The following is a 23,279-nucleotide window of genomic DNA, read 5'->3' on the forward strand; positions in this document are numbered from 1 at the left end:
GTCTGAGCCTGCTGGATCACCGAAAAGGCAAAAAACTTCTGCACCACTGCTTATCAGCAGTCACAGCCCCCGGTTGTGAGCACTGTGTGCACAACGCTGGGGAAACTCCGCGACCGGCCGGGGACGATCGTGCACAACCTCAGACTGTCCACAGCCCATCCCCGATCGGCGTGGAGTCATCCACAGCTCATCCACAGGCCGGCACCGCCCACCAGCAGGCGATTCGCGACTTAATCCACAAGGTGCACAGGCCCTATTACTGTTATTGAGAGATATTCAAAGTTTCCTTCTCAGAAGAACGCCGCTGGGGAAAGTGCCTGCCCGCCGGTCCGACAACGGGCCCTCGCAGCCGTTTGTCACCCACGCCGAATAGCTTTCAAGATTACGGCCGACGCTCTAGGTTGGTGATCTGACCGTCGGGTTCAAGGCGGCTGCTTGTCCGGGTTGATGAAGGGACTCCATGAACGTGGCGACCACGACGGTTGGCTCCGACCTGAAGTTTCGCCTGGTTCGGGAGGACTTCGCGGAGGCCGTGGCCTGGGTTGCGCGCAGCCTGCCCAGCCGTCCACCGTCCAATCCGGTCCTGGCCGGGGTGTTGATCACCGGTTCCGATGACGGGTTGACGATTGCCGCTTTTGACTTCGACGTCTCCGCCGAGGTTCAGGTTCCGGCTGAGATCGCTTCCCCGGGAACGGTTTTGGTCTCCGGTCGGCTGCTGTCAGATATCACCCGCGCGTTGCCGGCCAAACCGGTCGATGTCAGTGTGGACGGCGCCCGGATGCTGCTGAACTGCGGCAGCGCGAAGTTCTCGCTGCCGGCGATGCCGGTTGAGGATTACCCGACTTTGCCGGCGTTGCCCGAGGAAACCGGGGTGGTCGCCGCGGATCTGTTCACCGAAGCCGTCGGTCAGGTTGCAGTGGCCGCCGGTCGGGACGACACCCTGCCGATGCTGACCGGTATCCGGGTGGAGATTTCCGGTGACAAGGTCGTGCTTGCCGCGACCGACCGATTCCGCCTGGCGGTTCGGGAGCTGACGTGGGCCACCGCATCCCCCGATGTTGACGCGGCTGTGCTGGTCCCGGCCAAGACGCTTGCCGAAACCGCCAAGTCTGTGAATCCCGGATCTGAGGTGCACCTGGCGTTGGGTACCGGAGCCTCCGTTGGTGAGGAGCGTCTGCTCGGGATGCGGAGCGCGGGCCGGCGAAGCACGACGCGGCTGTTGGACACCGAGTTCCCGAAGTATCGGCAGCTGCTCCCCCCTGAGCACACCGCGGTGGCGACGGTAGCGGTGGCGGATTTGGCGGAGGCGATCAAGCGTGTGGCACTGGTAGCCGACCGCGGTGCGCAGGTGCGAATGGAGTTCAGTCAGGATTCGGTGCGGTTGTCAGCCGGTGCCGACGGCGTTGGCATGGCGGAGGAGGACCTGCCGGTCGATTTCGCCGGCGAGCCGTTGACCATCGCCTTCAATCCGGCCTATCTCACCGATGGGCTGAGCTCGCTGCACACCGATCGGGTGACGTTCGGGTTCACCACCCCGAGTAAACCTGCGGTGCTGCGCCCCGCCCCTGAACACGGGCCAAGCGGCCCAGGTCCATTCCCGGCGATTGACACCGAGTATGTCTATTTGCTCATGCCAGTCCGGCTCCCGGGCTGATAAACCATAGGAGAAGCACGACAATGCAATTGGGTCTCGTCGGTCTGGGCAAGATGGGTTTCAACATGCGCCAGCGTCTGCGTGAGGGCGGCCACGACGTGATCGGATACGACCCGCGACCGGAGGTCTCCGACGTCCCGAGTCTGGCCGCGCTGGCTGAGGCCCTACCCGCGCCACGTGCGGTATGGGTCATGGTCCCGTCCGGGCCTATCACTCATGACACCATCGCCGCGCTGGCCGAGGTGCTGAGTCCCGGCGATGTGGTGGTCGACGGCGGCAACTCCCGCTACACCGAGGACGGTCCGCACGCGGAACTGTTGGGGCAGCGGGGAATTGGGTTCGTCGATGCCGGAGTTTCCGGGGGCATCTGGGGCCTCACCGAAGGCTACGGCCTGATGGTCGGTGGCAACAATGAGGACATCACCCGGTTGATGCCGATTTTTGACGCACTGCGCCCCGCCGGTGACATCGCCGACGGATTCGTCCACGCCGGCCCCGTTGGCGCCGGTCACTACGCCAAGATGGTGCACAACGGGATCGAGTACGGGCTGATGCATGCCTACGCGGAGGGCTATGAGCTGCTCAACGCCGAGCCGTTGATCACCAACACCCAGGCGGTGATTCAAGCATGGACCAACGGCACGGTAGTCCGGTCCTGGCTGCAGCAATTGCTCGCCAAGGCCCTCAAAGAGGACCCCGACTTGGCCGCCATCTCGGATTACACCGAGGATTCCGGCGAAGGTCGTTGGACGGTGGAGGAAGCCATCAACCACCGGGTGCCGACCCCGGTCATCGCGGCCTCGCTGTTCGCGCGGTTCGCCTCCCGTCAGGAGCAGTCACCCACGATGAAGGCCGTCTCGGCATTGCGAAACCAGTTCGGTGGCCACGCGGTCAAACGGGTCCCGTTGTCCGGTTAACCATGTATGTCCGGCACCTGGCGCTACGCGACTTCCGATCCTGGTCCCACATCGACCTGGAATTGCTGCCGGGCCGGACTGTCTTCGTCGGATCGAACGGCTTCGGTAAAACGAATCTTGTTGAAGCGCTGTGGTACTGCGCAACGCTGGGTTCCCATCGGGTCGCTACCGACGCGCCACTCATCCGCGCGGGTGCCGACCGAGCGATCGTCTCCACCATCGTGGTCAGCGACGGCCGGGAACTGGCGGTCGACATCGAGATCGCCGCGGGGCGGGCTAACAAAGCCCGGCTGAATCGGTCGCCGGTGCGCAACACCCGCGAGGTGCTCGGCGCAGTGCGCGCCGTGCTGTTCGCACCCGAAGACCTCGCGTTGGTGCGTGGTGATCCCGGCGAGCGACGGCGGTATCTCGACGAACTGGCCACCGTCCGACGCCCGACCATCGCCGCGGTGCGGGCGGATTACGACAAGGTGCTGCGGCAACGCACCGCGCTGTTGAAATCCGCAGCCGGATCACGGCTGCGGTCTGATCCCGGCGTGCTGGACACCCTTGACGTCTGGGACGGGCACTTGGCCGCGCACGGCGCTCAACTGATGGCTGCCCGGATCGCCCTGGTCAACCAACTCAGCCCTGAAGTGGAGAAGGCCTATCAGGTGCTGGCACCATCCTCGCGGCCGGCCGCCATCACCTACCGAGCCAGCATCGACTACGACGACTACGACGCCACGGGCGACGCGGGCGATGTGGACTACCTGGAGGCAACGCTACTGGCAGCCTTGGCTCGGCGCCGCGATGTCGAACTCGAGCGCGGTATGTGCCTGCTCGGGCCACATCGCGATGAACTCGAACTTCGGCTGGGCGATCAGCCTGCGAAGGGCTTCGCCAGCCACGGCGAGTCGTGGTCGTTCGCGTTGGCACTGCGATTGGCTGCCTACGAACTGCTGCGGAGTGAAGGCAGTGAACCCGTCTTGATCCTCGACGACGTCTTCGCCGAACTGGATGACTCCCGCCGCCGCGCACTGGCCGGCGTTGCGGCCGGGGCCGAGCAGGTACTGGTGACCGCCGCTGTCGGGGAGGACATTCCGGCTGACTGGGACGCCACCCGCATCGGGGTGACCTTGGGCGACGACGACACCGGACGGGTCTCAGCGGTGGAGCTGCCGTGACCGACTCAGAAACCGGCCCGGCGCCTGAGGACAGTGCCGACGCGGTCGCTCCCCCGGAACACCTCGCCGGCCTGGCCGGGATGGATTTGGTTCGCCGCACCTTGGAAGAAGCCCGCGCTGCGGCCCGCGGCCAGGGCAAAGAAGTGGGGCAGGGTCGTCGAAAGCCGGCCGGCTCCCGGGCAAACCCGGGGCGCAGTCGGCGGCGGTGGTCAGGCCCGGGTCCGGACCCGCGGGACCCGCAGCCGCTCGGCCGGGTCGCGCGGGACCTGGCCAACACCCGGGGATGGAGCCCGCGGGTAGCCGAGGGCACGGTGTTCGCTGATTGGCCCGCCGTGGTTGGTGAGCAGATCGCCGGTCACGCCACCCCGATGTCGCTGCGCGACGGGGTGCTCAGTGTCACCGCGGAGTCCACCGCCTGGGCCACCCAGTTGCGGATGGTGCAGTCCCAGTTGCTGGCCAAGATCGCCGCGGCGGTCGGCGATGGGGTCGTCACGTCGCTGAAGATCACCGGGCCCACCGCGCCGTCCTGGCGGAAAGGCCCGCGCCATATCTCCGGCCGCGGGCCGCGCGATACCTACGGCTGAGCGCTACCGGACCAGCGGCTGACCGTCCGCCGTCCACCCGTTGGTGCCAGTCTCCAACTCGTAGATCTCGGTGATCCCCGCCTTCTTCATGGCGTCCACCGCCGATTGGGAACGGTTACCGCTGCGGCAATAGACCGCGTACTGGCCGGTTGGGTCGAGTTGGGCGATCCGCGCGTCGAAGTCGGCGGACTGGACGGCAATGTTGACCGCACCCGCGATATGACCGGAAGCAAATTCAGCGGGGGTGCGCACGTCGATTATTTGGATTCCCGGCCGGCTGATCACCGAGGCGAATTCGGCGACGTCGACTCGACCGGGACCGGCAGGCACCGCGGCGTTGACGGACTCTGATGCTGAGGCCGTCGAATCCGACGAGCATCCGGTCGAAGCGGCGGGCAGGATCAGACCGGCGGCACAGAGCGCCGCGACCGCCCCGCGAGACGAATTCCTCATACCCGCGACGGTATCTACCCACTGCCTGCACGGCTACCCCCGGCCCCTCCTATCACAGCGGCCTCAGGCGCGCGAGAACGTCATGGACGGGCGTGTTGGCCGATCGAACGCGGCCAGGCGCGAGAAATGCGGCACACGGCGCAAATAGCTGTGTAGAAACGCTACCGCAGAATCGGTCCTGTCCTACTTTCCCGGTAGACTGGTCACAATGCTCGCGCGGCCGTCCGGCCGCCCCCTGCCGATCCCGAGGAGACCCGTTCGATCGTGGCTGCCCCGAAGAAAAACCAGCAAGAGAACTACGGTGCAGACTCCATCAAGATTCTCGAGGGTCTCGAGGCCGTCCGCAAACGGCCCGGCATGTACATCGGTTCTACCGGCCGGCGCGGTCTGCACCATCTGGTCTGGGAGGTGGTGGACAACGCCGTCGACGAGGCGATGGCCGGCTTCGCCGACCAGGTCGACGTCCGACTGCTTGAGGACGGTGGGGTGGAGGTCCGCGACAACGGCCGCGGCATCCCGGTGGCCATGCACGAGTCCGGTGTCCCGACCGTCGACGTCGTGATGACCGTTCTGCACGCCGGCGGCAAGTTCGAAGAGGGCGCCTATCAGGTCTCCGGCGGTCTGCACGGCGTGGGTGTCTCAGTGGTCAACGCGCTGTCCACCCGGCTTGACGCCGACATCTGCCGGGATGGCTACGAGTGGTTCCAGACCTACGACAACTCCATTCCCGGCAGCATTAAGCAGGGCGAGAAAACCACGAAGACCGGTACCACAATCCGGTTCTGGGCCGACCCGAACATCTTCGAAACCACCGACTACGACTTCGATACCGTCGAGCAGCGCCTGCGGGAGATGGCCTTCCTCAACAAAGGCCTGACCATCAACCTCACCGATGAGCGGGTGACACCCGAGGAGGTCGTCGACGAGATCGTCAGCGACACCGCCGAGGCCCCGAAGTCCGCGGAGGAGATCGCCGCCGAGAAGTCCAAGCCGGCCAAGAAGGTCATGCACCGCACGTTCCACTACCCGGGCGGCCTGGTCGATTTCGTCAAGCACATCAACCGCACCAAGCAGTCGATCACCAGCAGCATTGTGGACTTCTCCGGTAAGGGCGAGGGCCACGAGGTCGAGGTCGCGATGCAGTGGAACGCCGGCTATTCGGAGTCGGTGTTCACCTTCGCCAACACCATCAACACCCACGAGGGCGGCACCCACGAGGAGGGTTTCCGCGCCGCGCTGACAACCGTGGTCAACAAGTACGCCAAGGACAAGAAAATCCTCAAGGAGAAGGACCCGAACCTCACCGGTGACGATATCCGTGAGGGCCTGGCCGCCGTGGTCTCGGTCAAGGTGGCTCAGCCGCAGTTCGAGGGCCAGACCAAGACCAAGCTGGGCAACACCGAGGTGAAGTCGTTCGTCCAGAAAATCTGCAACGAACAGTTGACGCACTGGTTCGAGTCCAACCCCTCGGACGCCAAAACCATTCTGAACAAAGCGGTTTCATCGGCCCAGGCCCGGATGGCCGCCCGCAAGGCACGCGAGTTGGTGCGCCGCAAGAGCGCGACGGACATCGGGGGCCTGCCCGGAAAGCTCGCCGACTGCCGTTCCACCGATCCCAAGCAGTGCGAACTGTATGTGGTGGAGGGTGACTCGGCCGGCGGCTCGGCCAAGAGCGGCCGCGACTCGATGTTCCAGGCGATCCTGCCGTTGCGCGGCAAGATCATCAACGTCGAGAAGGCACGCATCGACCGGGTGTTGAAGAACACCGAAGTCCAGTCGATCATCACCGCGTTGGGCACCGGCATCCACGACGAATTCGACCTCGCCAAGCTGAGGTACCACAAGATCGTCCTGATGGCCGACGCCGACATCGACGGCCAGCACATCACGACGCTGTTGCTGACACTGCTGTTCCGGTTCATGAAGCCGCTGATCGAGAGCGGCCACGTCTACCTGGCACAGCCGCCGCTGTACAAGCTCAAGTGGCAGCGAGTTGAACACGAGTTCGTCTATACCGAACGTGAGCGAGACGCCGTGCTGGAGGCGGGATTGGCGGCGGGTAAGAAGATCAACAAGGACGACGGCATCCAGCGTTACAAAGGCCTCGGCGAGATGGACGCCAAGGAGCTGTGGGAGACCACCATGGATCCCGCGGCCCGGCTGCTCCGCCAGATCACCCTCGACGATGCGGCCGCCGCCGATGAGCTGTTCTCGATCCTGATGGGCGACGACGTCGAGGCCCGCCGCAGCTTCATCACCCGGAACGCCAAAGACGTTCGCTTTCTTGACGTTTAGTCGCGATGTTTAGCCACTCAGCCTTCGCACGCCCGGATAGAGGATCAGATGACTGACACCACCCTGCCACCCGACGGCACCGCCGGCGACCGGACCGAACCGGTCGACATCCAGCAGGAGATGCAGAACAGCTACATCGACTACGCCATGAGCGTGATCGTCGGTCGTGCGCTGCCGGAGGTGCGTGACGGTCTCAAGCCCGTGCACCGCCGCGTGCTCTACGCGATGTACGACTCCGGGTTCCGTCCGGACCGCAGCCATGCCAAGTCGGCCCGTTCGGTCGCTGAGACCATGGGTAACTACCACCCGCACGGCGACTCCTCGATCTACGACACCCTGGTCCGGATGGCCCAGCCGTGGTCGCTGCGCTACCCGCTGGTCGACGGGCAGGGCAACTTCGGTTCGCCCGGCAATGACCCGCCGGCCGCCATGCGCTACTGCGTCACAGGGGACGCATTGGTGCGGTTGCCTTTGGGCCAGACGATGCGTATCGCTGACGTGGCGCCCGCCAACCCCAACAGCGACACCGTCGTCGATCTCAAAGTTCTCGACCGACACGGGAATCCGGTGACAGCCGACCGGCTGTTCCACTCCGGCGAGCACCCGACATACGCGGTCACGACGACCGAAGGCTTTTCGGTCACCGGCACCGCGAACCATCCACTTCTGTGCCTGGTCGACCTCGGCGGCGTGCCGACACTGCTGTGGAAACTCCTCGAGGAGATTCGGCCTGGCGACCGCGTAGTTCTCCAGCGAACGCAACCCACGGAGCTCGGTGGTTCGACCTGGCAGGAGACGCTTACCGGCCTGTTACTCGGCGCGTTCATCAGCGGGGGTTTCGTCTCAGCGAACAGGGCCGGATTCAACAATCTGGACCGCGATTACTTCCGGATGGTCGTCGCAGCCTACGACGCGGTCGTGGGCGGAACCCGCTATCTCTCGGAGCGCACGATTGCGTCAGGTTCGACGCTTCTCGAACTCGATGTGCACAATCTCGACGCAGTCGCCAGGAGCCCGCTCGCCGAGCTGACCGGAGTTCGCTCAGCCGCCAAGTTCATTCCCGACCGTGTGTGGAACGCCCCGGTTGCCGTCAAACGAGCATTCCTCCAGGCGATCTTCGAAGGCGCCGGCTCCTGCTCCGCGCTGCCGCGGAACACCATCCAGGTTTCCTACTCAACGAGAAGCGGCCGGTTGGCTTCCGATGTCCAGCAGATGTTGCTGGAGTTCGGCGTCATCGCCCGGAAATATCTGCATGCCACCGGTGAGTACAAGGTCGTCATCACCAATCGAGCGCAGGCAGAACTATTCGGAGCGCAGATCGGTTTCGGCGGGACAAAGCAGCGCAAGCTCGTGGGCCTGCTCGCGGCACTGCCGGCGCGGTCGGCAGGATCGGACACCGATCGTGTCCCGGGCCTTGCCCGCTTCATCCGTCAGCACTGCGGCAGTAGTTGGGCTGACAAGGAGTGGCTGCGGAAGCACAACATCGACGGTGTTCAACGATGGCGGCGGGACGGGGCTGAGATCCTCAGCCGCATCGCTGATCCCGAGGTGCGAGCCATCGCGGAGGACCTCACTGACGGACGGTTCTACTTCGCCGAGGTGGCCTCGGTCACCGATGCCGGGGTGCAGCCCGTCTACAGCCTGCGCGTCGACACCGACGACCACTCGTTTATCACCAACGGCTTCGTCAGCCACAACACCGAAGCCCGCCTCACCCCGCTGGCCATGGACATGCTGCGTGAAATCGACGAGGAGACAGTCGATTTCATTCCCAACTACGACGGCCGGGTGCAGGAGCCGACGGTTCTGCCGAGCCGGTTCCCCAACCTGCTGGCCAACGGCTCGGGCGGTATCGCCGTCGGCATGGCCACCAACATCCCGCCGCACAACCTCCGGGAACTCGCTGACGCCGTCTACTGGTGCCTGGAGAACCACGAGGCCGACGAGGAAACCACGCTGGCGGCGATGATCGAGCGGATCAAGGGGCCGGACTTCCCCACCTCCGGTCTGATCGTCGGGACATCCGGTGTCATCGACGCCTACACCACCGGCCGCGGTTCGGTCCGGATGCGTGGAGTCGTGGAGATCGAAGAGGACTCCCGCGGCCGAACCGGCATCGTCATCACCGAGTTGCCGTACCAGGTCAACCACGACAACTTCATCACCTCGATCGCCGATCAGGTGCGCGAGGGCAAGCTCGCCGGCATCTCCAACATCGAGGACCAGTCCAGCGACCGAGTCGGTCTGCGCATCGTGGTGGAGATCAAACGCGACGCCGTGGCCAAGGTCGTGCTGAACAACCTCTATAAGCACACCCAGTTGCAGACCAGCTTCGGCTGCAACATGCTCTCGATCGTCGACGGCGTTCCGCGCACCCTGCGGCTGGACCAGATGATCCGTTACTACGTCGGGCATCAGCTCGACGTCATCATTCGGCGGACCACCTTCCGGCTGCGCAAGGCCAACGAGCGGGCCCACATCCTGCGCGGTCTGGTCAAGGCCCTCGACGCCCTCGACGAGGTGATCGCCCTGATCCGGCGGTCGCAGACCGTCGACATCGCCCGGCAGGGCCTGATCGATCTGCTCGACGTCGACGACATCCAGGCCCAGGCCATCCTCGACATGCAGCTGCGCCGGCTGGCCGCTCTGGAACGTCAGAAGATCGTCGACCAACTGGCCGAGATCGAAACCGAGATCGCCGACCTCGAAGACATCCTTGCCAAGCCGGAGCGCCAGCGCGCCATCGTGCGCGACGAGCTCGCCGAGATCGTCGAGAAGCACGGCGATGACCGGCGCACCCGGATCGTCGGCGCCGAGGGCGAGGTCTCCGACGAGGACCTCATCGCCCGCGAGGACGTCGTCGTCACGATCACCGAGACCGGCTATGCCAAGCGCACCAAGACCGACCTCTACCGCAGCCAGAAGCGCGGCGGTAAGGGTGTGCAGGGCGCCGGGCTCAAGCAGGACGACATCGTGCGGCACTTCTTTGTGTGCTCCACCCACGACTGGATCCTGTTCTTCACCACGCAGGGCCGGGTGTACCGCGCCAAGGCCTACGAGCTGCCCGAAGCGCTGCGGACCGCGCGCGGCCAGCATGTGGCCAACCTGCTGGCGTTCCAGCCCGAGGAGCGCATCGCCCAGGTCATCCAGATCAAGAGCTACGAGGACGCCCCGTACCTGGTGTTGGCAACCCGCAACGGTCTGGTGAAGAAGTCCAAACTCAGCGACTTCGACTCCAACCGCTCCGGCGGCATCGTCGCGGTCAACCTGCGCGACGGCGACGAACTGGTCGGGGCGGTGCTGTGCTCGTCCTCCGATGACCTGCTCCTGGTTAGCGGCAAGGGCCAGTCGATCCGGTTCTCCGCCACCGACGAGGCATTGCGGCCGATGGGTCGGGCTACTTCGGGTGTGCAGGGGATGCGGTTCAACACCGACGACCGTCTGCTCAGCCTGAACGTGGTCCGCGAGGGCACCTACCTTCTGGTGGCCACCGCTGGCGGCTATGCCAAGCGAACCGCGATCGAGGAGTACACCGCGCAGGGCCGCGGCGGGAAAGGCATCCTGACGATCCAGTACGACGCCCGCCGTGGCAGTCTTGTGGGCGCCGTGGTGGTCGACGACGACAGCGAGTTGTACGCGATCACCTCCGGCGGCGGTGTGATCCGCACCGCGGCACGGCAGGTCCGCAAGGCCGGACGCCAGACCAAGGGCGTTCGCTTGATGAACCTGGGCGAGGGCGACACACTGTTAGCCATTGCCCGCAACGCCGAGGAGCAGGAAGACCCCGAGGAGGGGTCCGCCGACCCGGAGGCCTAGCGGGCTGCAGCAGCCAGGACGCGGTAGTAAGGCCGCGGAAATGAAGGAGTAGCGGTGAGTTCACCGAACGAGCCGGGCCAGCCCGGGGCGGGAGAGCGCCCAGCCAGCGGCGATGTCACCACCGACGTCCCGCCGTGGCAGAACAGCGCCCGTCCCCGCCCTGACGGCGCCCCGAATCGGGTTGCTCCGCCCCCACCGCCGCCGCTAGCGCCTGCGGAGTTGCGGGCCAATCGGTACGTCACCGGCACCGCCGCCCCGGACCTGTCCGGGCTGGCGGCCCCGTCGGGGCAGCGCACCGACGTGGTGCACCTGGTCGAACCGATTCCCAGCGAGTTGCCCGACCTGTCCGGGCCGGTGCCCAAACCACCCCAGCACCGCCGACCGAACCCCCAGCCGCAGCCGCCGGTCCGCCCCGCGCCGCCGCCCGCCGCGGCGATGCCCCCTGCGACCGGCCGGCCCCGGGGGCCGGTGCGGGCCAGCATGCAGATCCGGCGCATTGACCCGTGGAGCGCACTGAAGGTGTCGCTGCTGCTCAATGTGGCGTTGTTCTTCATCTGGATGATCGCGGTGGCCTTCCTGTACCTGGTCCTGGGCGCCATGGGGGTGTGGAGCAAGCTGAACAGCAATGTCGGCGACCTACTCACCACCGGCAGCAGCAGTGGCGGCGGCGACTTGGTGTCGGCCGGTTCGATTTTCGGTGGCGCGGCGCTGATCGGTTTGGTCAACATCGTCCTGCTGACGGCGACGGCCACCCTCGGGGCTTACATCTACAACCTCAGCACCGACATCGTGGGCGGCGTCGAGGTAACGCTGGCCGACCTGGATTAGCTCACGGCGGCCCGTTTGGGCACGCCGCCGCGGTGCGGTAATCTTCTGCGCGCGTGCGGGCCTATAGCTCAGGCGGTTAGAGCGCTTCGCTGATAACGAAGAGGTCGGAGGTTCGAGTCCTCCTAGGCCCACGATGTCCTGGTTGATACGGGTAAGACCCAGCAAGCCGGCGGTGCTGGTCGCGGCAGCAGGTCTGGCGTGGGTGATTGCGAGCCGACGCCGTCGCGAGGTGTGGCACACCCTGGACCAGGGCAGCGTGACGGGGCCTTAGCTCAGTTGGTAGAGCGCTGCCTTTGCAAGGCAGATGTCAGGAGTTCGAATCTCCTAGGCTCCACTCTCGAGAGGGCGCACGAAGCCCACAGACGCGGCAATGGCACACTGTGCACCCGTGAGCACAAGCCCCATTCAGACCGCGACCGCGACCCTGCACACCAATCGCGGTGACATCAAGATCGCCCTGTTCGGAAACCATGCGCCCAAGACCGTGGCCAACTTCGTCGGCCTGGCCCAGGGCACCAAGGAATACTCCAGCCAGAACGCCTCCGGCTCGGCGTCGGGGCCGTTCTATGACGGCGCAATCTTCCACCGGGTCATCGACGGCTTCATGATCCAGGGCGGCGACCCGACCGGCAGCGGCCGGGGCGGTCCGGGTTATCGGTTCGCCGACGAATTCCACCCGGAGTTGCAGTTCGACCGGCCCTATCTGCTGGCGATGGCCAACGCCGGACCAGGCACCAACGGTTCGCAGTTCTTCATCACCGTCGGCCCGACCCCGCACCTGACGCGCAAACACACCATTTTCGGCGAGGTCGTCGACCCGGAGTCCCAGCAGGTCGTTGACGCGATCGCCACCACCGCCGTCGACCGGAACGACCGGCCGACCGACGATGTGGTGATCGAGTCGATCACCATCTCCTGACGAATGTGTGGCCTGTGCAGGCCGCGCAGCGTTTTCGGCTGCAGACGCCGCACAGTCGCGGACTCCGGCCACACAGTCGCGGGCACAGCCTTCAGCGGCCCCGCGCGTAGCCGGCGTCGGTCAACGCGTCCAGCACGTCGAGCGGGTCCCCGCCGAGATCCCAGCGGCTGAGTACCAGTAGCACGTCATCGCGGGTGTCGATCTCCAGCAATCGCACCTTGCGGCCCCAACGGCGGAATTCGGTGATCCGAATCAAGTCGATGTCGGCGGGCCGCAGGGTGCGGGTGCTCAGCCAACCCCGATAGACCAGCCCGTCGGGGGTGACCGCCAGGCGGGGGCGGGCCCGCCAGGACCCGGCGGCGAACACCAGCAGACCGACTGCAGCGACACCGCTGAGGATCCGCCCCGGCGGGTCGCTGGCGGCCAGGAAACCAACGGCCATCAGCAGTCCCGCAACGGTGACCGCCGCGATGCCCACCGATCGGGGCCCCCACTGCAACGGTTTATCCACAGGAGTTATCCACAGTGGGGATGACTTACAGCCGTGTGATTGCCGTCACCGCCACCGCATGGTGAGCAGCAGGCCCGCGATCATGAAGCCGAAGCCGATCGCGTAGTTCCACGGTCCCAGATCTGACATCCAGATCAGTGGATCGGGGGTGTCAAGACCGGACGCGGCGAGTTGGAAGACCAGCAGCCAGATCAACCCGAACAGCATCAGGCTGATGAAGAGCACCACGAACCAGACGCTCGACGGACCGGCCTTGACCTTCACCGGGGTACGGCTGACCGCGTTGGCGGTGAAGTCGTTCTTCTTCCGAACCTTGGACTTGGGCATGGCTTACCTTCCAGACGGCCGTGCGTGCGGCGAGCCGGTTTGTATGAGGTTAACGCAGTACCCGGCCGCGCGTTCGCTCGGCCACCGGTCCCCACCGTGGTGACCGGTAGCCTGTCAGGCGTGCGGGTCCTCGTCCTCGACAACTACGACAGCTTCGTGTTCAACCTGGTGCAGTATCTCGGCCAGTTGGGCGTCGAGGCCGAGGTGTGGCGCAACGACGACCCCCGGGTGGCCGGGCCGGCGGAGGTCACCGCCGCCGCCGAGCACTTCGACGGCGTGCTGCTCAGCCCGGGCCCCGGTACCCCGGAACGGGCCGGGGCGTCAATCCCGCTGGTGCGGGCCTGCGCCGCCGCCGGCACCCCCTTGCTCGGCGTGTGCCTGGGCCACCAGGCGATCGGGGTGGCGTTCGGCGCGACGGTGGACCGTGCCCCGGAACTTCTGCACGGGAAGACGAGCTCGGTTTTCCACACCAATGGCGGCGTGCTGCATGGCCTGCCGGATCCGTTCACCGCGACCCGCTACCACTCCCTGACCATCCTGCCGCACACCCTGCCGACCGAACTTGAGGTGACCGCTCGTACCCGAGGCGGGGTGATCATGGCGGTTCGGCATGTCGACCTGCCGGTGCACGGTGTCCAGTTCCACCCCGAGTCGATTCTGACCGAGGGCGGCCATCGGATGCTGGCCAACTGGCTGGGCTACTGCGGGCAGGCCCCGCAGGAAGCCTTGGTGCGTCGACTGGAGCAGGAGGTGGCCGACACCGTGCGCAACGCCACCGCCGGTCTGGCCGACGTTCCGGCCGGCGGCCCGTAGCGAACGGATTCAGGACGCGAACGCCAGGGTCACCGAGCCGGTGAAGTTCACCCCGGTACCGGGCGGCGGGTTCTGGGTCACCACCGCATTGGTGCGCTGACCGCTGTCGCGTACGTCGGGTCCCTTCACCAGCACCCCGGTCCAACCCAGCGCCCGCAGGTTGGGTTCGGCGTCGGTCCAGAACTGGCCGATCAGGTTCGGCATGATGAACTGGTTGCCCTTGGACACCTTCAGCGTGATCGGGGTGTCCAGTTCGGCGTCGTTACCCGACGGCGGGTCCATCCCGAGCACTTCGCCGGCGGGTTCGATGCTGTCCACGGGGGCGGTCAAGACGGTGGTGAATCCGACTGTGTTGAGGTTCCTGGTCGCCTGTTCGGCGCTCTGGCCGGTCACGTTGGGCACCGAACGGGTCACCGGTCCGCTGCCGACGACGACGGTGATCTCGTTGGTGATCGCGGTGTTGGTGTTCGCCGGGGGGACGGTGTTGAGGACTTTGTCGCGCTGCGAGGCGGTCGAGGTCGCCTGCGTCTGTTTGAACTTCCCGAAACCGGCGGCGGTGAGTTTCTTGACCGCCTCTGCGTAACTCAGCGCCGAGACGTCGGGGATCTCACGCTGTTCGGGCCCGGTGGAGACATTGATCGACACCTCGGCGCCGGCGTTGATCGAGGCGTTGCCGGCCGGGTCGGTGCTGATGACGTGATCCGGCGGCACCGTGTTGTCCGACATCGGCTGCGTGCGGATCTTGAAACCCTTGTTCTGCAACTCCGCGATGGCGTCGGCAGAGACCTTGCCGCGCACGTCGGGCACCTGCACCGCCCGCGGCTTGCCGCCGGAGAGGTTGATCGCCAATCCGACCACGACGGTCAGGATGGACAGCACCGCCAGTGCCACCAGCCACCGGCCCACCCCGCCGCGGCGGCCGTCCCGGTAGTCGTAGGCCATCGGTGCGGCAACGCCGTCCGGACGCGCACCCGGGCGCGCCGAGGACAGCATCTGGGTCCGCTCGTCGTGGGTCAGCACCTTGGGTGCCTCGGGCTTCTCCCCGCCGTGCACCCGTACCAGATCCGCGCGCATCTCCGCGGCGGTCTGGTAGCGGTTGTCGGGGTTCTTGGCCAGCGCCTTGAGCACCACCGCATCCAGTTCCGGTGAGATGCCCTGCCGCTTGTGCGACGGCGCCACCGGGTCCTCGCGGACATGCTGATAGGCCACCGCGACCGGGGTGTCACCGATGAAAGGTGGCTCCCCGGTGAGCATTTCGTAGAGAACGCAGCCCAGCGAGTACACGTCGGAGCGGGCGTCGACCTGTTCACCACGGGCCTGCTCGGGTGACAGGTACTGGGCGGTGCCGATGACCGCGGCGGTCTGGGTGACGGGGTTGCCGGAGTCGGCCAGCGCCCGGGCGATACCGAAGTCCATCACCTTCACCGCGCCGGCACGGGAGATCATGATGTTCGCCGGCTTGACGTCGCGGTGGATGATGCCGTGCTGGTGGCTGAAGTTGAGCGCCTGGCAGGCGTCGGCGATGACCTCCAAGGCCCGCCGCGGCGGCATCGGCCCGTCGTTGTGCACGATGTCGCGCAGGGTCACACCGTCGACGTACTCCATCACGATGTAGGGCAGCGGGCCGCGCGGGGTGGCCGCCTCCCCGGTGTCGTAGACCGCGACGATCGCCGGATGGTTCAGTGCGGCGGCGTTCTGCGCCTCGCGGCGAAAGCGCAGATAGAAGCTGGGGTCGCGGGCCAGGTCGGCCCGCAGCACCTTGACCGCGACGTCGCGGTGCAACCGCAGGTCCCGGGCCAGATGCACCTCCGACATCCCGCCGAAGCCGAGGATCTCCCCGAGTTCGTAACGGTCGGACAGGTGGTGGGGTGTGGTCATAGCGCCGTCGTCTCGTCGTGCGGGGCGGCCCTCGGCGCCGTTGGATGGGTCAACCACGCCGTGGCCGGCACCGCGTCAGGTCCGGGGCTGTGCTGGCCGGTCCATCCAGATGGTGCCGCCGGCGGAGCCCCCGGCGCGTCCGGGGTCACGGTGTCGGTCACGGTCTGCTCGACCGGGGCGTTGGACCGGCGCTCCCGGTCGGCCAACACGATGAGGATCGCGCTGATGATCGCCAGGGCGCCGAGCACGCCGGCCGCCCACAGCAGGGCCCGCTGACCGGAGCTGAACGCCCGACGGACCGGCGGCGGGGAGCGGTGACCGGCGGTGGTCCGCGGCCGGGCCGCGGCCGCGGCGCGGGCGGCCTCCACCGCGGCCCGTGGGGGCTTGGCACCCGGAATCGCCGCCGGGGTCGCCTTGATGGTCGGCGCGGAGTTCGGCCGCGGCGGCCGTCGGCCCGAGCGCACTGCGGCCACGGCGTCGGCGAACTGGCCGCCGCTGCGGTAACGCATCCCAGGGTTCTTCACCAGCGTGATCTCGATGAGTTCCCGGACATTGGGTGGAAGGTCCGGCGGCAGCGGGGCGGGCTGTTCCTTGATGTGCTTCATCGCCACCGTCAGGGCACCGTCGCCGGTGAATGGTCGCTTACCTGAAACCGCCTCGTAACCAACAACTCCCAGCGAGTAAACATCGCTGGCGGCGGTGGCGTCCTGGCCGAGGGCCTGCTCCGGGGCGATGTACTGGGCGGTGCCCATCACCATGCCGGTCTGGGTCACCGGGGCAGCGTCGACGGCCTTGGCGATGCCGAAGTCGGTGAGCTTCACCTGCCCGGTCGGGGTGATGAGAATGTTGCCGGGCTTGACGTCGCGGTGCACCAGGCCGGCGGCGTGTGCGACCTGAAGCGCGCGGCCGGTCTGCTCCAGCATGTCCAGCGCATGGCGTAAGGACAGCCGTCCGGTCCGTTTGATCACCGAATTCAGCGGTTCGCCGTTGACCAGTTCCATCACCAGGTAAGCGGTGCGGCCCTCGCCGTCCATGTCGGTCTCGCCGTAGTCGTGCACCGCGGCGATGCCCGGGTGGTTGAGCATGGCGACGGTGCGTGCCTCGGCCCGGAACCGCTCGACGAACTCGGGATCTGAGGAGTACTCCTGCTTGAGCACCTTGATGGCGACCCGGCGACCCAGACGGCTGTCGGTGGCCTCCCAGACCTGGCCCATGCCGCCGGTCGCGATCAGACGCTGCAGCCGGTAGCGGCCGGACAGGGTGACGCCGACGCGGGGGCTCATGGCTTGCCTCGCTTCGCTCGGCTGCGGGGGCTCATGGCGCCCCCTGCAGTGCCGCGGCCATGGTTGCCCGTCCGATCGGGGCGGCCAGCGCGCCCCCGGTCGCCGAGAGCCGGTCCCCACCGCTCTCCACCAGTACCGCCACCGCCACCCGCGGACTCTGTGCGGGTGCAAACGCGATGTACCAGGCGTGCGGAGGAGTGTTGCGCGGATCGGTGCCGTGTTCGGCGGTACCGGTCTTGGAGGCGATCTGCACGCCCGGAATCGCCCCGTCCTGTTGGGTGAATTTCTCGGCGGCGACCATCAAATCTGTAAGTTTAGCTGCGACCTGCGGCGAGACCGCGCGCCGCAGTTCGGCGGGTGCGGTTTTGCTGATCTGCGTCAGGTCGGGCCCCTCGAGGCTGTCGATGAGATACGGCTGCATCACCACACCGCCGTTGGCGATCCCCGCAGCGACCATCGCGTTCTGCAACGGCGTCACCGCGACGTCCTTCTGACCCATGCTGGACATGCCGACCGCGGCGGCGTCGGTCATCGGCCCGACGGTGGACTCGGCGACCTGCAGCGGAATCGGAGCCGGGGGGCTGTCGAAACCGAATGCGTCGGCCGCGTTGCGCAGCGCGTCCCCGCCGATGCGGATGCCGAGTTCGACGAAGGCGGTGTTGCAGGACCGTTCGAAGGCCTCCCGCAGCGGTGCCTTGGGCGCCTTCCCGCACGGCTCCCCGCCGTAGTTCTCCAGAGTCGCGGTGCTGTTGGGCAGCGGGATCTGCGGGGCCGCGGTGAATGAATCGTTCTCGGAGATCCCGGCCTCCAGGGCCGCCGCGGTGGTGATCACCTTGAAGGTGGACCCGGGTGGGTAGCGTTCGGAGACCGCGCGGTTGGTTAGCGGTGAGGACGGGTCGTCGCGCAGCCGCTGCCAGGACTCCCCCTGTTCCTCGGTGTCATGAGTGGCCAACAGATTCGGGTCATACGACGGCGAGGACACCATCGCCAGGATCTTGCCGGTGGACGGCTCCAGCGCAACCACCGAACCCTTGCACGGACCACCGCACCCCTGCTGGATAGCCCGCCAGGCCGCCTGCTGAACCCGGGGCACCAGCGTGGTGTCGACGTTGCCGCCACGTGGGTCGCGGCCGGTGAAGAAGTCCGCCAGCCGCCGGCCGAACAACCGCTCGTCGGAGCCGTTGAGGACGGTGTCCTCGGCGCGCTCCAGGCCGGTGCTGGAGAACCGCAGCGAGTAGAAGCCCGTTACCGGCGCGTAGACCGGGGCATCGGGATACACCCGCAGATACCGGTAGCGCCCGTCGGTGGCCACCGAATACGCCATGATCTGCCCGCCGGCGGCGATTTGTCCGCGTTGGCGGGAGTACTCGTCGAGCAGGATCCGCTGGTTGCGGGGGTCGGCGCGCAACGCGTCCGCGCGGAACACCTGGGTGATCGTCGCGTTGATCAACAACAGCACGACCAGCCCCATCACCAGCATCGCGATCCGCCGCAGCGAGGTGTTCATGACCGCCCGATCACTTCGGTGTGGGCCGCCGCGATGGGCGTGTGCTGACTGGTGCGCAGCGGTTTGCGGGCGGCATGGGAGAGCAGCACCAAGATGGCCAGCAGCACGTAGTTGGCCACCAGCGAAGACCCGCCGTAGGACATCCACGGGGTGGTCAGACCGGTCAGCGGGATCAGCCCGGTGACCCCCCCGACGACAATGAACAACTGGATACCCAAGGTGGACGCCAGCCCGGCTGCCAGCAGCTTGCCGAAACTGTCCCGCAGGGCGATCGCGGTGCGCAGGCCGCGCACGATCACGATGGTGTAGAGCAGCAGCACCCCGGACAGGCCGACCAGGCCCAGTTCCTCCCCCACCACCGCGATGATGAAGTCCGTCGACGCCGCGGGGACTGTTCCCGGCTGGCCGTTGCCCAGGCCGGTGCCGAACACCCCGCCGGTGGCGAAGCTGAACTGCGACTGCACCATCTGGTAGCCGGCGCCCTCCGGGTCGGCGAACGGGTCCACCCAAGTCTGCACCCGGCTTCGCACGTGACCGAAAAGCCGGTATGCCACAACGCATCCCACCCCGAACAGAGTCAGCCCGATCACCACCCAGCTGAGTCGTTCCGTGGCGACATAGACCAGCACCAGGAACGACGCATACAGCAGCAGCGAGGTGCCCAGATCCTTCTCGAAGACCATCACCCCGATCGAGATGATCCAGGCGGCCAGCAGCGGCGCCAAGTCGCGGGGACGGGGTAGGTCCATACCGAGGAAGTGCTTACCGACGCTGGTGAACAGGCTGCGCTTGGCCACCAGTACCCCGGCGAAAAACACCAGCAGCAAAATCTTGGAGAACTCAGCGGGCTGAATACTGAAGCCCGGCAACCGAATCCAGATCTTGGCGCCGTTGGTCTCCGACAGCCGGGCGGGCAGCAGCGCCGGAATGGCCAACAGGATCAGCCCGGCGGCACCGCAGATGTAGTCGTAGCGGGCCAGCATCCGGTGGTCTTTCAAGACGACGACCACCGCGGTGAACCCGGCCACCCCGACCAGCGTCCACAGCATCTGCTGCGCGGCACCCGGCCCGCCCTCGCCGATCCCGGGAACCAGGTCGAGTCGGTGGATGAGCACCAGGCCCAACCCGTTGAGCAGCGCGACCACCGGCAGTAGCAGCGGATCGGCGTAGGGGGCGAACCGGCGGATCGCCAGATGCGCGCACCCGAACAGCACCCCGAACGCGCACGTGTAGGTGAGCAGGTCCCAGCTGATACCGCGCTCCTGGTTGGCTTCGACGATCAACAGGGCGACCCCGGTGATCAGGGTGGCGAAACACAGCAGGCTCAGTTCGGCGTTGCGTCGGGTCGGCAGCGCCGGGGTGATCTGCACCGGCGACTGCGGGGCGGTGGTCATGCGGCCGCCCGGCAGTCGGTGCCCGGCTTCTGGGTGGGCGCGGGCAGCGTGCTGGTGGGCGCCGGCGCAGTTGGTGATGTCGACACAGACGGGGCCGGTGAGGACGGGGCCGGGGACGACGTCGGGGGCGCAGCGGGCGCGCCGCTGCCACTGCGCGGTGCTGGCATCGTTGCCGGCGGCGGGGTGCACAGCGGCAGCAGGGAGCTCAGCGCGAGTTCGCGCAACTGGCCGATCGCTTCGTCGAGGCTTCCCGCCGGCAGTCCGGCGACGACCTGGGCGCGCTCGGAGGGCCGCAAATCCTCCAGCCGCATCAGTTCGCAGTCCAGTGCAGTACCGGCCTGACCGTAACTGATCTGGGACAGTTCACCGCGGTCGTTGACGCAGCCCAACTGGTAGGGCTGCTGTAGAGGTACCCCGAGAAACGAGCCCTGGATGCCGCGCATGATCGCCACCCGGTCGTCGTAGTCGCTCACATAGTAGTAGCCCCGAATAAGGTTGTAGCCCAACGCGATCCCGGCCAATGTCAGCACCAACACCGCGGCAGCGCCCAGAAAGAAGCCCCGCCGCGACTTGCGCGGCGGCGGTTCGGGTGGGGGCAGCGGCTTCTTCGGTGCGGGTGGGCGAGGTGTGATCAACGCGGCCCGTCCGGCGGCGGTGTTCGGCAACGGTGCGATCCGGTGCTCGTCGTCGCCGGAGACCGCGCCGGCGATGATGGGCTGGGTCTGCCCGCCGTAGTCGTGGTCGACGACGTCGGCCACCACCACCGTCACGTTGTCCGGGCCGCCACCGCGCAGCGCGAGTTCGATGAGCCGGTCAGCGCTGCGGTCGACATCGTCGATCTTCAGCGCCTCGAGGATGGTCTCCTGGCTGACCGGGTCAGACAGCCCGTCCGAGCACAGCAGATAGCGGTCGCCTTCGCGGGCCTCCCGCATGATCAGCGTCGGCTCCACCTCGTGGCCGGTCAGTGCGCGCATGATCAGCGACCGCTGCGGGTGGCTGTGGGCCTCCTCGGCGGTGATGCGCCCCTCGTCGACGAGCGTCTGGACGAAGGTGTCGTCCTTGGTGATCTGGGTTAGTTCACCCTCACGCAGCAGATAGCCGCGGGAGTCGCCGATGTGGACCAGGCCCAGGCGGTCCCCGGCGAACAGGATGGCGGTCAGGGTGGTGCCCATGCCGTCCAGATCGGGGTGTAGGTCGACCTGTTCGGCGATGGCGGCGTTGCCCTCGTGGACGGCGTGCTCCAGCTTGGCGAGCAGGTCGCCGCGGGGCTCGTCGTCGTCGAGGTGGGCCAGCGCCGCGATCACCAACTGGGAGGCGACCTCGCCGGCGGCGTGCCCACCCATGCCGTCGGCCAGCGCCAGCAGCCGGGCGCCGGCGTAGACCGAGTCCTCGTTGTTGGTGCGCACCAGTCCGCGATCACTGCGGGCGGCGTACCGCAGGGCCAGCGTCACGGGCGTAGCTCGATCACGGTCTTGCCGACGTGCACCGGGGTGCCGATCGGCACCCGCACCGCGGTGGTCACCTTGGAGCGGTCTAGATAGGTGCCGTTCGTGGAGCCGAGATCCTCGACGAACCAGTCCGAACCGCGCGGCGAGAGCCGGGCATGCCGGGAGGACGCGTAGTCATCGGTGAGGACGAGGGTGGAGTCATCGGCACGGCCGATCAACACCGGTTGGTTACCGAGGCTGATCCGGGTGCCCGCCAGCGCACCCTCGGTGACCACCAGATAGCGGGCGGCGGCCTTGCCTTGCCGGCCCGGGGAGCGCCCGCCTCGCAGCGGCAGCCCGCGGCGCACCATCACCGCACCGGTGGGGGCGTAGATGTCGGTACGCAGGATGCGCAGCACCGACCAGATGAACAACCAGAGCAGCAGCAGGAACGCACCGCGGGTGAGCTGCAGAACTAATCCCTGCATGCAGCGGCCCTTCCTGCTCCTGTCGTGGTGGAAACGTGCCCGGCCACGACGGGGCTGGCCGAACCAGGCAACGTCACACGATACTGCGACGGCCCGTCACGAGGGGCGCAAGCCATCAGGCCCCCCGCAGTCCACCGCGACCTCAGTGAACGCGGACGATGATCTCGGAGTGTCCGACCCGGATGACGTCGCCGTTGGCCAGTTGCCATTCCTGGACCGGGGCGTTGTTCACCGTCGTGCCGTTGGTGGAGTTGAGGTCCTGCAGCAGCGCGGTCTGGCCGTCCCAGCGGATCTCCAGATGCCGGCGGGACACCCCGGTATCGGGCAGCCGGAATTGGGCGTCCTGGCCGCGTCCGATGGTGTTGGCGCCCTCCCGGAGCTGGTAGGTGCGGCCGCTGCCGTCATCGAGTTGCAGCGTGACACCCCGGCCGGTGGCCGGGGCCGGGTACTCGCCCTGTGCGGTCGGCGGTGCGTAGCCGCCGTAGCCGCCGGCCGCCGGCTGGCCGTAGTCATAATCGGGAGCCGCCGCGGGAGCCGCCGGCGCGTAGCCGCCCTGTTCGTAGCCGCCCTGTTCGTAGCCGCCCTGTTCGTAGCCGTAGCCCGGCTGGGCATAGTCCTGCCGACCGTAGCCGGGCTGCTGGTAGCCGGGCTGCTGATAGCCCTGATCGGGGTAGGCCGGACGAGGCTGCTCGTAGCCGCCGTAGCCGGGTTCCTCATGGCGGGCGGGCGCCGGACGGCCGTAGCCGTAGTCAGCGGGCGGCTGCGGGTATCCGCCACCAGGCGGCGGGCCGTACTGCGGGGGGCCGGGTGGCGGACCGTAGTTCGGGGGCGCCTGCCGGTAACCCTGGTCGTAGCCGGGGGCGCCGTAGCCGCCGCCGTAGCCGGGCTGCTGATAGCCCTGGTCGGGGTAGCCGCCCTGGTCCGGGTAGGCCGAGCGGGACGGGTATCCGCCCTGCTGAGGGTAGGGATCGTGGTAGCCGCCCTGGTCGGGGTAGGCCGGGCGGGGTTCGGGGGCGCCG

The 23,279-nt window shown here is 67.2% G+C and carries 19 protein-coding genes and 2 tRNA genes; 11 read left to right on the forward strand and 10 right to left on the reverse strand.

The window, feature by feature from the left end:
• The first annotated feature begins 466 nt into the window (after positions 1-466).
• From dnaN to ADBZ5N_RS08130, 4 genes are read left to right on the forward strand one after another with little or no spacing between them, the layout of a single operon-like run.
• Positions 467-1,654: a DNA polymerase III subunit beta gene (gene dnaN, locus ADBZ5N_RS08115; protein WP_526257002.1), complete on the forward strand. Its 1,188-nt coding sequence runs from the start codon at positions 467-469 to the stop codon at positions 1,652-1,654.
• On the forward strand, positions 1,654-2,571 hold the full coding sequence (gene gnd, locus ADBZ5N_RS08120; RefSeq protein WP_526257003.1) for a phosphogluconate dehydrogenase (NAD(+)-dependent, decarboxylating): 918 nt from the start codon (positions 1,654-1,656) through the stop codon (positions 2,569-2,571). Before dnaN ends, gnd begins: the two co-directional genes overlap by 1 nt.
• A gap of 2 nt (positions 2,572-2,573) precedes the next feature.
• Positions 2,574-3,737, forward strand: a complete 1,164-nt coding sequence (recF, locus tag ADBZ5N_RS08125; protein WP_526256985.1) for a DNA replication/repair protein RecF — start codon at positions 2,574-2,576, stop codon at positions 3,735-3,737.
• Positions 3,734-4,321 carry a DUF721 family protein gene (locus ADBZ5N_RS08130; protein ID WP_526256986.1) on the forward strand — a complete coding sequence of 196 codons (588 nt, stop codon included), beginning with the start codon at positions 3,734-3,736 and terminating at the stop codon, positions 4,319-4,321. Before recF ends, ADBZ5N_RS08130 begins: the two co-directional genes overlap by 4 nt.
• Positions 4,322-4,324: 3 nt before the next feature.
• Here the strand turns inward: ADBZ5N_RS08130 and ADBZ5N_RS08135 are convergent, their stop codons facing one another.
• Positions 4,325-4,774 (reverse strand): rhodanese-like domain-containing protein, encoded by a 450-nt coding sequence (locus tag ADBZ5N_RS08135; RefSeq protein WP_526256987.1) that lies wholly within the window; start codon positions 4,772-4,774, stop codon positions 4,325-4,327.
• 264 nt (positions 4,775-5,038) lie between these two features.
• Here ADBZ5N_RS08135 and gyrB point away from each other — a divergent pair, with 264 nt between their 5' ends.
• The 6 genes from gyrB (at position 5,039) to ADBZ5N_RS08165 (ending at position 12,632) form a co-directional block, all read left to right on the forward strand.
• A complete protein-coding gene (gene gyrB, locus ADBZ5N_RS08140) occupies positions 5,039-7,069 on the forward strand; it encodes a DNA topoisomerase (ATP-hydrolyzing) subunit B (RefSeq protein WP_526256988.1) in 2,031 nt (676 codons plus the stop codon).
• Between the two features lie 48 nt (positions 7,070-7,117).
• Positions 7,118-10,885 (forward strand): intein-containing DNA gyrase subunit A, encoded by a 3,768-nt coding sequence (gene gyrA, locus ADBZ5N_RS08145; protein ID WP_526256989.1) that lies wholly within the window; start codon positions 7,118-7,120, stop codon positions 10,883-10,885.
• A gap of 54 nt (positions 10,886-10,939) precedes the next feature.
• Positions 10,940-11,713: a DUF3566 domain-containing protein gene (locus ADBZ5N_RS08150; RefSeq protein WP_526256990.1), complete on the forward strand. Its 774-nt coding sequence runs from the start codon at positions 10,940-10,942 to the stop codon at positions 11,711-11,713.
• Positions 11,714-11,770: 57 nt separating this feature from the next.
• Positions 11,771-11,844 (forward strand) — tRNA-Ile (locus tag ADBZ5N_RS08155).
• Between the two features lie 130 nt (positions 11,845-11,974).
• Positions 11,975-12,047 (forward strand) — tRNA-Ala (locus ADBZ5N_RS08160).
• A gap of 36 nt (positions 12,048-12,083) precedes the next feature.
• Positions 12,084-12,632 (forward strand): peptidylprolyl isomerase, encoded by a 549-nt coding sequence (locus ADBZ5N_RS08165; RefSeq protein WP_526256991.1) that lies wholly within the window; start codon positions 12,084-12,086, stop codon positions 12,630-12,632.
• A 91-nt stretch (positions 12,633-12,723) separates the two neighbouring features.
• Here the strand turns inward: ADBZ5N_RS08165 and ADBZ5N_RS08170 are convergent, their stop codons facing one another.
• Both ADBZ5N_RS08170 and crgA read right to left on the reverse strand, forming a co-directional pair.
• The gene (locus ADBZ5N_RS08170; protein WP_526256992.1) at positions 12,724-13,143 is read right to left on the reverse strand and encodes a PH domain-containing protein; all 420 of its coding nucleotides are present in this window, start codon (positions 13,141-13,143) and stop codon (positions 12,724-12,726) included.
• 45 nt (positions 13,144-13,188) lie between these two features.
• Positions 13,189-13,470 carry a cell division protein CrgA gene (gene crgA / locus ADBZ5N_RS08175; RefSeq protein ID WP_526256993.1) on the reverse strand — a complete coding sequence of 94 codons (282 nt, stop codon included), beginning with the start codon at positions 13,468-13,470 and terminating at the stop codon, positions 13,189-13,191.
• Positions 13,471-13,590: 120 nt separating this feature from the next.
• Between crgA and ADBZ5N_RS08180 the strand changes: the two genes are divergently transcribed.
• Positions 13,591-14,283, forward strand: coding sequence for an aminodeoxychorismate/anthranilate synthase component II (locus tag ADBZ5N_RS08180; protein WP_526256994.1), 693 nt, complete (start codon positions 13,591-13,593; stop codon positions 14,281-14,283).
• A gap of 9 nt (positions 14,284-14,292) precedes the next feature.
• On the opposite strand, the gene pknB is transcribed toward ADBZ5N_RS08180, so the two are convergent.
• The 7 genes from pknB to ADBZ5N_RS08215 form a co-directional block, all read right to left on the reverse strand.
• On the reverse strand, positions 14,293-16,161 hold the full coding sequence (gene pknB, locus ADBZ5N_RS08185) for a Stk1 family PASTA domain-containing Ser/Thr kinase (RefSeq protein WP_526256995.1): 1,869 nt from the start codon (positions 16,159-16,161) through the stop codon (positions 14,293-14,295).
• Positions 16,158-17,444, reverse strand: a complete 1,287-nt coding sequence (locus ADBZ5N_RS08190; RefSeq protein ID WP_526256996.1) for a serine/threonine-protein kinase — start codon at positions 17,442-17,444, stop codon at positions 16,158-16,160. Before ADBZ5N_RS08190 ends, pknB begins: the two co-directional genes overlap by 4 nt.
• Positions 17,445-17,475: 31 nt before the next feature.
• Complete coding sequence (gene pbpA, locus ADBZ5N_RS08195) at positions 17,476-18,951, reverse strand: D,D-transpeptidase PbpA (protein WP_526256997.1); 1,476 nt, start codon at positions 18,949-18,951, stop codon at positions 17,476-17,478.
• Positions 18,948-20,345, reverse strand: a complete 1,398-nt coding sequence (gene rodA / locus ADBZ5N_RS08200) for a peptidoglycan glycosyltransferase RodA (RefSeq protein WP_526256998.1) — start codon at positions 20,343-20,345, stop codon at positions 18,948-18,950. The genes pbpA and rodA overlap by 4 nt, the downstream gene beginning before the upstream one ends.
• Complete coding sequence (locus ADBZ5N_RS08205; protein ID WP_526256999.1) at positions 20,342-21,796, reverse strand: PP2C family protein-serine/threonine phosphatase; 1,455 nt, start codon at positions 21,794-21,796, stop codon at positions 20,342-20,344. The genes rodA and ADBZ5N_RS08205 overlap by 4 nt, the downstream gene beginning before the upstream one ends.
• Entirely contained in the window at positions 21,793-22,260 is a 468-nt protein-coding gene (locus ADBZ5N_RS08210; protein ID WP_526257000.1) for an FHA domain-containing protein FhaB/FipA, read from the reverse strand. The genes ADBZ5N_RS08205 and ADBZ5N_RS08210 overlap by 4 nt, the downstream gene beginning before the upstream one ends.
• Before the next feature lie 142 nt (positions 22,261-22,402).
• Positions 22,403-23,279 (reverse strand): FHA domain-containing protein (locus ADBZ5N_RS08215; protein ID WP_526257001.1); only part of this gene is annotated, 877 nt, incomplete at its 5' end.

The sequence above is a fragment of the Mycobacterium sp. genome, from assembly GCF_044370595.1.
In the GTDB taxonomy this organism is placed as follows: Bacteria; Actinomycetota; Actinomycetes; order Mycobacteriales; family Mycobacteriaceae; genus Mycobacterium.